At 70.2% G+C, this 11993-nt stretch carries 7 protein-coding genes; 1 reads left to right on the top strand and 6 read right to left on the bottom strand.

Features of this window, described 5'->3' with window-relative positions; all coding sequences use genetic code 11:
• Nucleotides 1-47 precede the first annotated feature (47 nt).
• The gene (locus ACWCQ1_RS29020; protein WP_451027703.1) at nucleotides 48-2480 is read right to left on the bottom strand and encodes a SpoIIE family protein phosphatase; all 2433 of its coding nucleotides are present in this window, start codon (nucleotides 2478-2480) and stop codon (nucleotides 48-50) included.
• A 428-nt stretch (nucleotides 2481-2908) separates the two neighbouring features.
• Here ACWCQ1_RS29020 and ACWCQ1_RS29015 point away from each other — a divergent pair, with 428 nt between their 5' ends.
• Nucleotides 2909-7084, top strand: a complete 4176-nt coding sequence (locus tag ACWCQ1_RS29015; RefSeq protein WP_451027702.1) for a beta-galactosidase — start codon at nucleotides 2909-2911, stop codon at nucleotides 7082-7084.
• 74 nt (nucleotides 7085-7158) lie between these two features.
• Here ACWCQ1_RS29015 and ACWCQ1_RS29010 read toward each other — a convergent pair whose 3' ends face one another.
• From ACWCQ1_RS29010 to denD, 5 genes are all read right to left on the bottom strand, one after another.
• Complete coding sequence (locus ACWCQ1_RS29010) at nucleotides 7159-8064, bottom strand: NAD-dependent protein deacetylase (protein WP_358599394.1); 906 nt, start codon at nucleotides 8062-8064, stop codon at nucleotides 7159-7161.
• An 85-nt stretch (nucleotides 8065-8149) separates the two neighbouring features.
• Complete coding sequence (locus ACWCQ1_RS29005; protein ID WP_451027701.1) at nucleotides 8150-8371, bottom strand: helix-turn-helix domain-containing protein; 222 nt, start codon at nucleotides 8369-8371, stop codon at nucleotides 8150-8152.
• Entirely contained in the window at nucleotides 8371-8862 is a 492-nt protein-coding gene (locus ACWCQ1_RS29000) for a DUF2975 domain-containing protein (RefSeq protein ID WP_133042458.1), read from the bottom strand. The genes ACWCQ1_RS29005 and ACWCQ1_RS29000 overlap by 1 nt, the downstream gene beginning before the upstream one ends.
• Before the next feature lie 118 nt (nucleotides 8863-8980).
• A complete protein-coding gene (locus ACWCQ1_RS28995; RefSeq protein ID WP_451027700.1) occupies nucleotides 8981-9727 on the bottom strand; it encodes a phosphotransferase family protein in 747 nt (248 codons plus the stop codon).
• Between the two features lie 116 nt (nucleotides 9728-9843).
• A complete protein-coding gene (gene denD, locus ACWCQ1_RS28990; RefSeq protein ID WP_451027699.1) occupies nucleotides 9844-10860 on the bottom strand; it encodes a D-erythronate dehydrogenase in 1017 nt (338 codons plus the stop codon).
• Nucleotides 10861-11993 lie beyond the last annotated feature (1133 nt).

The raw sequence follows: 11993 nt of genomic DNA, 5'->3' as shown, positions 1-11993 counted from the left end.
TTGCCATGCCGGGAGGGTGCGCGGCGCCGGCGACGGCTCCGGGACGCTCAGCCGGGCAGCGGTTGTTCGGCCCAGATGGTCTTGCCGGTGGACGTGTGGCGGCTGCCCCAGCGCTCGGCCACCTGCGCAACGAGCAGCAGTCCGCGTCCGCCCTCGTCGAAGACCCGGGCCCGCCGCAGATGAGGCGCGGTGCTGCTGGAGTCGGAGACTTCGCAGATCAGTACGTCGGCTCGGATCAGCCGTAGCTCGATGGGCTCGCTGCCGTAGCGGATGGCGTTGGTGACCAGTTCGCTGACGATCAGCTCGGTGGAGAAGTCGAGTTCGGCAAGGCCCCAGGCGGTCAGCTGTTCGCTCGCCATCCGGCGGGCGCCGGCCACGGCGGCGGGGTCGGCGGGCAGCTGCCAGGTGCGGACCCGGTCCGTCCCGAGTCCGGAGGTGCGGGCCAGCAGCAGGACGATGTCGTCGGCCGGCGGGTCGGGCCGTACCTTGCGCATCACCTCGTCGCAGGTTTCCTCCAGGTCGGCGGCCGGGCGGCGCAGTGCCTCGGTCAGCAGCTCCAGTCCTACGTCGAGGTCGCGACCGGGGGTCTCGATCAGGCCGTCGGTGTAGAAGGCGAGGACGCTTCCCTCGCTCATGTCGATCCGGGCGGCCTCGAAGGGCAGTCCGCCCAGGCCGAGCGGTGGCCCGGCGGGCAGGTCCAGGAGCTGTACGGTGCCGTCGGCTGTGACCAGGACGGGTGGCGGGTGTCCGGCCCGGGCCAGATCGCAGACGCCGGCGACGGGGTCGTAGACGGCGTAGAGGCAGGTGGCACCGACCTCTCCCGAGGCCCCGTCGGTGTCGCGTCGCGCGTCGGGGCCTTCCTCCCGGTCGAGGCGGATGACCAGGTCGTCCAGCCGGGTGAGCAGTTCGTCGGGCGCGAAGTCGGCGTCCGCGAGGGTCCGTACCGCGGTGCGCAGGCGGCCCATGGTGGCAGAGGCGTGCACGCCGTGGCCCACGACGTCCCCGACCACCAGCGCGGCCCGCCCGCCGGACAGCGCGATGACATCGAACCAGTCGCCGCCGATCTCCTCCCCCGAACCGGCGGGAAAGTACCGGTAGGCGAGGTCCATGGCCTCGGCGCGGGGCAGCCTCGCGGGCAGGAGGCTGCGCTGGAGGGCGAGCGCGGTGCGGCGTTCGCGGGTGTAGCGGCGGGCGTTGTCGATGCTCACCGCGGCCCGGGCGGCGATCTCCTCGGCGAGCAGCAGATCGTCCTCGCCGAACGTGTCCGCCGTCCGGTGCCGCAGCAGGTGCATCACGCCCAGGGTGATGCCCCGTGCGCGCAGCGGCACCATCATCACCGAGTGCATTTTGAACCGGCGCATGCTCTCGGCGCGGGCCGGGGAGCCCGTCGTCCACTCGCGCAGCTTCGGGTCACTCGCACGGTAGTAGGCGCCCTGGCCGGTGATGAGGGCCTGTGCCGGTGGTGTTCCGGGAGGGTAGAAATCGACGTCGCCCGCCCGGACCACGGATTCCGGGCACCCGGAGAGCACCGACCGCTGTGCGGTCCGGCGGCACTGCACCGGTGCGTCAGGCGGTATCGGCTGCGGCTCGTGTCCCTGGACGACCGACTCCAGCAGGTCGACGGTGACGAAGTCGGCGAATCCGTCCACCGCCACCTCGGCCAGCTCTTCGGCTGTCCGGGTCACGTCCAGGGTGCTGCCGACGCGGGCGCCGGCCTCGTTCAGCACCGCCAGACGGCGTCGGGCCCAGTACTGCTCGGTGATGTCGATCACCACGGCCGACACCCCGAGCACCTCGCCCGCCCGGTCCTTGAGGGGGGAGAGATAGACCGACCAGGCGTGATCGCGGACCTCGCCGGAGGCCCGGAACGGCTGCTCCTCGCGGAAGATCAGCTTGCCGGTGCGCACGACCTGGCGCTGGAGGCGGTCGATCTCGTCCAGGGGCGGGGCGGGGTAGATCTCCCACAGGGTCAGGCCCCTCATCTCCTCCTGTGTGAGTCCCATGGCCCGGCTCATCACCTGGTTGCAGGCCACGAACCGGGCCTCGCGGTCGTAGACGGCCACGGGCAGGGGGAGCTGGGCGAGCGTGAGGTCCCACAGTTCGGCCGTCTCCGCGTCGGCCGGCGCGACGGGGTACGTCGTCGCCGCCGGGGCGACGACCCAGGGGGTTCCGTCGGCGGAGTGTGCCAGCGGCAAGCCCCGCAGCTGCACCTTGACGCGGTCTCCGTCGCGTTTGTGCAGCGCCAGATCGCTCGTCCACGGTTCCCCTGCGGCCATGCGGCGGCGCATCGCGAAAGGCAGCTTCGCGGCGAGCAGGGAGGCGGCGGGACGGCCGACGACCTCCTCGGCCTCGTACCCGAGCAGTCTGCTCGCTCCGGCGCTCCAGGCCATGACGGCCCCGCGGGCGTCGATGACGACGGCGAAGTCCTCGGGCGTTCCCGAGTCCCTCGCCGCTGCGCTCGTGTCGGGTTCCTGGTCCATGGGCGGTGTCCGGCATCGTTCCTCTCGCGCCGCAGCACGAACAGCACCGCGGCTCGGCGCTACGTCACCGATGACGGGCACTGCCTCCAGCATCCCGCCAAGGCACCCCGTGCTCAACCCGCCCGACGTAGGCGGCGGACCGTCGGGGAAGGACATCACCCCGAGCCTGTGCGTGACGACGGCGCTGAGGGCGTGCGCGTCTTCGCGGGCAACCCCATGACGGCGACCGTCCGCACAGTGCGTCACCAGGCCTGATCCCGAGGTCGTGACGTGTCGTCAACTGGCCTGCCCTCGTGCCGGTTTCACGCTGGCCCCTGCCGTCTCGACCGTGTGCTTCCGACCCATTGTGTTGCTCCTTGCGCGGCTCTACTGTTCGACTTTGCCTGAGTCTGTTTGATGCTGATTGCTCAGGCGGTATGGAGGCCGCAGTGCGGAGTAATCGAATCGGTTCAAGAGCTGCGAGACCCGGCCGCGGCCGGTGGTGGAAGGCGGTCCTCTCGACCGCGGCGACCATCGCCCTGGCCGCGGGACTGACCGCGCCCGCCGTGGCGCAGGACAGTGGCGGGAAGGCGATGGCCACCGCCCCTGCCGCCGGTCCGCAGGCACACACCGTGAGTCTTGACGGCTACTCGTTCCTCGTCGACGGAAAGCGCACCTACCTGTGGTCCGGCGAGTTCCACTACTTCCGGCTCCCGAGCCCGGACCTGTGGCGGGACATCTTCCAGAAGATGAAGGCCGCCGGCTTCAACTCCACCTCGCTGTACTTCGACTGGGGCTACCACTCCCCCAAGCCGGGTGTGTACGACTTCAGCGGGGTGCGCGATGTCGACAAGCTGCTCGACATGGCCCAGGAGGCCGGGCTCTACGTCATCGCACGCCCGGCGCCGTACATCAACGCGGAGGTCGACAGCGGCGGTCTGCCCGGCTGGCTGACCACCAAGGCCGGGAACAACCGCAGCGACGACCCGCGGTTCCTGAAGTACGCGGACGAATGGCTGACGCAGATCGACCGGATCATCGCCCGCCACCAGCTGACCAACGGCACCGGCTCGGTCATCGCCTACCAGGTCGAGAACGAGTACTACAACGGCTCCGCCGCCGCCCGCTCCTACATGCAGCACCTGGAGGACAAGGCCCGCGCCGACGGCATCACCGTGCCGCTGACCGGCAACAACAACGGCACCTTCAACTCCGGTGCCGGCGCCCTGGACGTCGACGGCCCGGACTCCTACCCGCAGGGCTTCGACTGCTCCAACCCCACGAAGTGGAACGGCGTCCCCGACATCAGCTACGACCACCCGGCCGGCAAGCCGCTGTACTCCCCGGAGTTCCAGGGCGGCGCCTTCGACCCCTGGGGCGGGCCGGGCTACGACAAGTGCGCCCAGCTGATCAACGACCAGTTCGCCAACGTGTTCTACAAGCAGAACATAGCCGTCGGCGCCACCGCGCAGAGCTTCTACATGACCTACGGCGGCACCAACTGGGGCTGGCTGGGCATGCCGGAGAACTACACGTCGTACGACTACGGAGCGGCGATCCGTGAGACCCGCCAGCTCGACCCCAAGTACGACGAGGACAAGCTGATCGGGTACTTCACCCAGTCGGTCGCACCGCTGACCAAGACCGAGGCGATCAGGACCACGCCGCCGGACGACTCCGCGGTCGTCGACACGGCCCGGATGAACCCCGACACCAAGACGCAGTTCCATGTGCTGCGGCACGGGAACTCCACGTCCACGGCGGTCGACACGACCCACATCTCGCTGGACTTCAACGCCCAGCCGGCCGCGGACACCACCTACACCTGGGACGATGCCGACTCCGCGCTTCAGTACACCGGTTCGTGGTCGCACGTCGCCAACCAGAGCTACACCGGGGGCGACTACAAGCACACCGAGTCGTTCTCCAACAAGGCCGGCGACTCCCTCACCGTCCCCTTCGACGGCACCGCGATCCGCTGGATCGGGTCGAAGACCAACAACCACGGCTACGCCGACGTCTACCTCGACGGCACCAAGGTGGCGACGGTCGACGACTCCGGCGGCGAGAACCAGGCCGTGATCTTCCAGAAGACCGGTCTGCCCGCCGGATCGCACACCCTGAAGATCGTCGTCGCCGGCAGCCACAGCTCGGCCTCCACCGACAACTACGTGGCCATCGACGCCATCGACGTACCGACGGGCACCGCAGCCGCTCAGCCGACCTACCCGGTCGTGCCCCAGCAGCCGGGCACCGCGATCACGCTCGACGGCCGGGACTCCCACGTGATCGTCGCCCACTATCAGCTCGGGCACGCGCAGCTGCAGTACTCCACCTCCGAGATCATGACCAGTGCGGCCATCGGCGACCGCGATGTCGCCGTGCTCTACGGCGACCCGGGCAGCGACGGAGAGACCGTGCTGCGCTACTCCTCCAGGCCCACCGTGACCACCAGCGGCGGCACGGCCACCACCACCTGGGACGAGGCCACCGGTGACCTGCGCCTGAACTACACCCACAAGGGCCTGATCCGCATCAGCATCAGCGGCGGCGGAAAGCCCCCGCTGCTCCTGCTCGTCGGCGACAAGGCCACGGCCAAGACGTTCTGGCGCCAGAACACGGCCAACGGACCGGTACTCGTCCGCGGCACCCATCTGCTGCGCACCGCGACCAGCCTCGGCGGCGGCCGCACCGTGGCGCTGACCGGCGACAACGCCGACGACAAGAACATCGAGGTGTTCACCTCCGCCACCCACGTCACCTGGAACGGCAGGGAACTGAAGACCAAGGCCACCGACACCGGAAGCCTCACCGGGAAGATCCCGGTGGCCGCCGCGGTACACCTGCCGGACCTGACGAACTGGAAGCACACCGAGGAGTCCCCCGAAGCGGCCCCCGCCTTCGACGACTCCAGCTGGCAGGTGGCCGACAAGACCACCACCAACAGCGTCTCCGGCGTCAACTCGCTGCCCGTCCTCTACGCCGACGACTACGGCTTCCACACCGGCAACACCTGGTACCGCGGCCGCTTCCACGCCACCGGCAAGGAAACCGGCATCCACCTGGTGTCGGACTCAGGCGGCGGCGCGCAGGCCTTCTCCGCCTGGCTGAACGGCACCTTCCTGGGCAGCTCCACCACCGGCAGCGCCGACTTCACCTTCCCGGACGGTTCGGTGAGGTCCCACGGCGACAACGTCCTCTCCGTGCTCACCGTGAACATGGGACACGAGGAGGACTACAACTCCACCAACGGCAACAAGACCGCACGCGGCCTGACCAGCGCATCCCTCGTCGGAGCACCCCTGACCTCCGTCACCTGGCGGCTGCAGGGCGTACGCGGCGGCGAGGACCCGCAGGACACGGTGCGCGGACCGCTCTCGACGGGCGGCCTGTACGGCGAGCGGGCCGGCTGGTCCCTGCCGGGCTACCCGGACAAGAACTGGGACCGGGTCTCCCTGCCGGCCACCGACACCCGTCCCGGGGTCTCCTGGTACCGGACCGACGTCGGCCTCGACCTGCCGCACGGCCAGGACACCTCCCTCGGGCTGACGTTCACCGACGACCCGTCACGCAAGTACCGTGCGACGATCTTCGTGAACGGCTGGCAGGTCGGCAATTACGTCAACTACCTCGGCCCGCAGCACACCTTCCCCGTACCCAACGGAATCCTCAATCCCAACGGCCGCAACAGCATCGCCATCGCCGTGTGGAACCTGGACGGCAGCACCGGCGGGCTCGGCAAGGTGTCACTCACCGACTACGGCAGCTACGCCTCGTCGCTGCGCGTCGCACAGAACGACAGCCCGCGCTACGACGCCCGTACGTACGCGATGCCGAGGCGTCCGGGAGCGGACGTCACCCTGAACGTGCCCGACACCGCTCAGCCGGCCCAGGCCTTCACGGCCGAGGCGACGGTACGGGTACCGAAGGACCGGTCGTCCGCGTCCGAGCTGACGGGCTCGCTCGCCGCGCCCGACGGCTGGAGTGTCAGCGCCACGAGCCCCACGTCCGTCAAGCGTGTACCACCGGGCGGATCGGCCACCTTCACCTGGAAGGTCCAGCCACCGACCGGGACGCTGCCGTCCGCCTCGGCGATCACGGCGACGGTGCACTACCGGCAGAACGGACGCCAGGCCGTCGGCGGTGACGAGCGGATCGTCGGCGGAATCCCGCCCGCCCCGCCGTCCGGCAAGAGCGCGGTGAGCGACCTGACGTTCCTGTCGTCCACCAACGGCTGGGGTCCGGTGGAACGCGACAGCAGCGTCGGCGAGCAGGCGGCCGGCGACGGCCGACCGATCACCATCGCCGCAGCCGGCTACACCAAGGGTCTGGGCACCAACTCGGTCAGCGACGTCCAGCTCTATCTCGCCGGCAACTGCTCCCGGTTCACGGCGGACGTCGGGGTCGACGACGAGACCGGCGGCGCGGGAACGGTGACATTCTCCGTGATCGCCGACGGCAAGACGTTGGTGACGACGCCGACGATCCGCGGCAAACAGGCCGCGGTGCCCATCGACGTCGACGTCAGCGGCGCCCAGGTGATCGACCTCAGGGTCGGTGACGCCGGAGACGGAAACGGCAACGACCACGGTGACTGGGCGATGCCGACCCTGACCTGCGACTAGCGCGCAGCCGCTTCCCGGGCGCCGGCCCGGGAAGCGGCCCGGCCAGCGCACGACGGCACGACCGGTGCAGCACGTCAGATCGAAGGCGCAGCCAGGCTGTCGTCGGAACGACCCAGTCGGCCGGTCACCGTGGCGAGGGCCCGTCCCAGCGGGAGCTCGACCCGAGCGACGGCATACCGGTCACCCCGCGTCACGTCCCGGTTGATGATCAGCACCGGTTTCCCCGCCTCGGCGGCCTGACGTACGAACCGGAACCCCGACATCACCGTCAGCGAGGAACCCAGGACGAGCAGTGTGTCCGCGGCGCGGACCAGCTCCCGGCACCGCTCGACCCGCTCCCGCGCCACGGCCTCACCGAAGAACACCACGTCCGGTTTGAGGACGCCGCCGCAGCGCACGCAGGGCACTGTGCGGAAGTCCCCGACCTGGTCGTCGCTGAGGTCGGCGTCACCGTCCGGGTTGATGCCCGCGGCCACCGGCGCGAAGTCCGGATTGGCCTCCGCCAGCCGAGCGGCCAGTTCACGTCGGGGGCTGAGGGCGCCACAGTCCAGGCACACCACCCGCTCCAGGCTTCCGTGAAGTTCCACCACGCCCTCGCTTCCCGCGGCCTGGTGCAACCCGTCCACGTTCTGGGTGATCACTCCCGACAGCAGCCCCTGCCGCCCGAACTCGGCGACCGCACGGTGCCCCGCGTTGGGACGGGCCCGTCCGAAGGCGCGCCAGCCGAGGTGACTGCGCGCCCAGTACCGGCGCCGTGCCTGGACGCTGCCGGTGAAGTCCTGGTACAGCATCGGCGTGTGCCGGCTCAGGCTCCCGCCCTCACCGCGGTAGTCGGGGATGCCGGACTCCGTGGACATGCCCGCACCGCTGAGCACCAGCACGCCGCCGGCTCGCAGGGCGTCGACGACCGGCCGCAGATCCGTCGTACTCGGCGGCAGGTCCTCGGAGGGAGTCCAACTCAGGGTGGGGCGCATGCGCATAGCGCCAGGGTACGGAAGCCGGGCCGACGATCCGCGGCCGAGCACACCCGCCGCCCCCTACCGAGTCGCCGGAACGAGCGCCGGTTCATCCGCTGGCCATGTCCTCGGCCTCCCAGCGCAACAGGTCACCCGGCTGGCACTCGAGCACTTCGCAGAGCGCGGCCAGCGTCGTGAAGCGCACGGCCCTGGCGCGGCCGTTCTTGAGGACCGCCAGATTGGCGGGTGAGATGCCCACGCGGTCCGCGAGCTCGCCCACGGACATCTTCCGCTTGGCCAGCATCACGTCGATGTCGACGGCGATCGGCATCAGATCACCTCGTCCAACTCGGCCTGCATCTGCGCCGCCTCCACGTCGCGTGCGACGGCCTGGGCGAGCAGCATCCGCAACACGAGCACGATGAGCGCGACGCCGAGGATGGCCACGCCGACGCCGCCCATGATGAGGGTGACGCCCGGGTCGTCGCGCTGGCCGGGTGCGTTGATGGCCGTGACCGTGAACCACACGAGGGCTGCCGCCACGATCGCGCCGATCACGCCGTCCACGTACCGGAAGGCGGCATGGGAGAACACGGTGCCGCGTCGCACCATCGTCACCAACCGCCCGACGCAGACGACGGCGACCTGGACCGACACCATGCCCACGATCGTGGCGACGCGAAACGCGGTCAGCGGGAGCGAGCCGTCCTCGGGGTCGTTCCCGCTGACCAACGTCCACACCATCAGTACCTGAATGAACACGGTGCCGATGAGCACCAGCACGAGCACGGCGCGCAGCGCCGCCACCGTCAGCTTTCCCACGACCCATCCTTCCATCGAATGACGATGGGAAACTATCGAATATCGATAGATCGGGCAAGGGGGAAGGGATGACTCCTGGCTCACACGGCTTCCGGGTTGCTTCCGGGTCCGTGCGGCCTCACATGTGGGATCTCAGTACGTCGACCTCGCAACCGGGCGCGAACGCGTCGAAACCATGCTGCAGAAGCCAGCGGATGGCCAGCAGGCTTCGCAGCGACCACCACGCGTGGATCACGTCGAGGTCGACGTCGGTGCCGTAGCCGGCGATGAGGTCGTCCAGGTGCTCCTCGTGTCCCAGCGTGAAGGTGGCGAGGTCGTACAGGGCATCACCCCGGCCCGCCTCGGACCAGTCGATGATGCCCGTGACCTCGTCGCCGTCGACGAAGACGTGCGCGATCTGCAGGTCGCCGTGCGTGAACGCCGGAGTCCACGGCCGGAGCGCGGCCTCGGCGACCCGGCGGTTGCGGGTGACCAGGTCCGCGGGCAGGACGCCGTTCGTCACGAGCCACTCGCACTCGTCGTCCAGCTCCGCCACCAGCGCGGCGACGCTTCGGCCGGCCCGGCCGAGCCTGGGCGGCAGTGGCGCATCGTGCACCCTCCGGATGGCGGCGCCCGCCGCGGCCCATGCCGTCGGAGAACCGGTCGACGGCCCGCCGAGGCGTCCGAGCGTCGTCCCTGTCAGCGCGGCGAGCGCGAGCACGGGCGGCTTGCGCCACAGGACCCGCGGGGTTGGCACTGGCGCGAGGGACATCGCCTCGACCTCGACGTCGATGCGCGCTTGATCGGCGTCCACCTTCAGAAACACATCGCCGACGCGCAGGGTCGCCCGCTCGGAATGGGCGACGACGACCTCGACCTCATCCATGGGCGACCAGTATCCCGGGGATGATCGACGCCGTCGCCGGATTTCTCAAGTGCGACGACGGGGCTGGCGGCACCCGTCTGCCCTCGCGGCCTCGCGCACGACAGAGGTCCGGGTGATCACCGCAAGGCTGCGGTTACGGCGTCCCGGTGATCGGCGACGTACTCCCTGACCACACTCAGGAAACTCGGATCAGGCCGCAGTCCCAGTGCGGCAGCGCGCCGGGAGTCGAAGACGGCCGGCCACGAGCCGACGATGGCTTCGATGGCCGGATCGGGTGCCAGGCTCACCAGGTCCGCCACGTCTCCCCCGGCCACCTCCCGCAGCGCGGCAAGGATCTCGGCCACGGAGACGGTCAGCGCGGGCAGGTTGACCGGCAGCACACCGCTGAGGTGGCCGGGGCCGGTGCCGCGTTCGGCCTCGGCGATATGCGTCAGCGCCTGGATGGTGCGGCGCGGGGAGGCAACCGCCACGCTCAGGGCCGGGTCGACCGGACAGATCGTCGGCCGGGAGGCGAGTGGTTCGCGGACGAGGGCGGAGATGAAGCTGGAGGCGGCCGCGTTGGGGGCACCCGGGCGGATCGCCACCGTCATCAGCCGTACGACCCGGCCGTCCAGCAGGCCGCGGCGGGTCATGTCCGTGATCAGATGCTCGCACATGAGTTTCTGTGTGCCGTAGCTCGACTGCGGCAGCGGAAGCGTGGTTTCACTCACCACCGCGGGCAGCGGCAGATCGGGACTGGAGCCGTAGACGGCGATGCTGCTGGCGAACACCAGCCGCACCACGGGCCCGCCCCCCGCCGCCTGCGCGCGGGCCGCGTCGAGAACGGCCCGCGTCGCGTCCACGTTGGCGTGCAGGCCCAGCTCGAAGTCCGCCTCGCAAGCCGCAGACACCGCGGCCGCGAGGTGGAAGACCAGATCCACCGGCTGGGCGAACAGTTCCTGGCAGCACGCGGCCAGGTCGCCGCGGACCACATCCACCAGCGGGTCGGCCGCCAGCGCGCTGTTGGACTGCGTCACCTGGTCGGCCAGTACCAGCCGGTCGATCATTACACCGCCCAGCGCCCGCGTCCGCACCAGACGTTCAGCCAGCATGCCTCCCAGAAAACCGGACGCACCCGTGACGACCACCCGCACCGGCCCCGCCTCCCCTCCGCACCAGGTCTCACGTCAACGTCCACCCTGCCCCGTCCAGAGCCGGACCAGACACCCACCCCGTCTGCCGGCAGGCGCGGAGGACGACGAGAGGAGATGTCCGTCTCCCGGAGAACGTCCGTGGCCTCGGCCGCTGCCGTTGCTTTGGGTATCTCCACGCCTGGGTTGTTGGTGCCGCGTAGGAGGTGCCTCTGCTCCCTACGCTGCCGATCGGCCCCGCGGAGGCCCATCCCGTCGGCGCCGGCCACCCGCATCGTTCTGCTGTCGACGACAGGTGCCGACGTCACCTCGTCGATCGGTATCCGCATCGCCGTCGGCCGCAGCCCCGCCTGCGAGGCGGCCCCGGACACCTTCGTGGTGCCACATCTTTCCCAGGGCCGCACATCCACGTCGCGGTCGAGGAGACGATCGCGAAGGACGACAAGGTCCGCGGACCGGCCGCCGAAAGCAGGCTGCGGCCCTCTCGGAGCGGGGCCGCAGCCTGTCGGTGAGGGCGGGGACGGGGGTGAGCCCGCCCTCACGCGCCTATTCGGTCCGGCCGGCCTCTTCCTTCTCCTGCTGGCGGCGCAGCCGGTGGAGGATGACGCCCGGTCAGGCGTCGCGGCGGTTGATGAGTGCGGAACCGACGACGAGAGCCACGACCGCGTAGAGGCTGAACACCCCGAATCGCCCCACGGCCCGGACGCCTCCGCGTCCGCCGCGACGAATCGCTGTGCGCGCCACGGCCGGCAGCACCCACGGTCGCCACACCGGCCAGTCTCCGGGACTGCGCCGACACCTGCTCGATACCCGCCCCGAGAATTCCGGATCACCGGATGTGATCTCCGGCGATGATCGACGCCGCCTTCGTCTACTGGCCGTTGCTGCGTGCGCGGAGCGGCACACCGCGGCCGTGTCCGGCGTGCCAGACCGGACTGACGCCACAAGACGCCGTGCACTACGACGTGACGCCCCTGGTACCGCCGTTGGAACCGGCAGTGGTGCGAGCATCCGTAAGGGGCCGTCAGCGAGAGGAGTCCGCCGCCGGTTGGGCACCACCTGCCTGGTGACGGCACGGCGCGAAGACGACGCGCGTAAGGGGCGGACCGTACTTGGGCACTCGGCCGGTCGAACGA

The organism is Streptomyces sp. NPDC002144 (assembly GCF_053593695.1).
The sequence above is the reverse complement of the archived record's forward strand: the minus strand, read 5'-3'. Positions and strand labels throughout refer to the sequence as shown.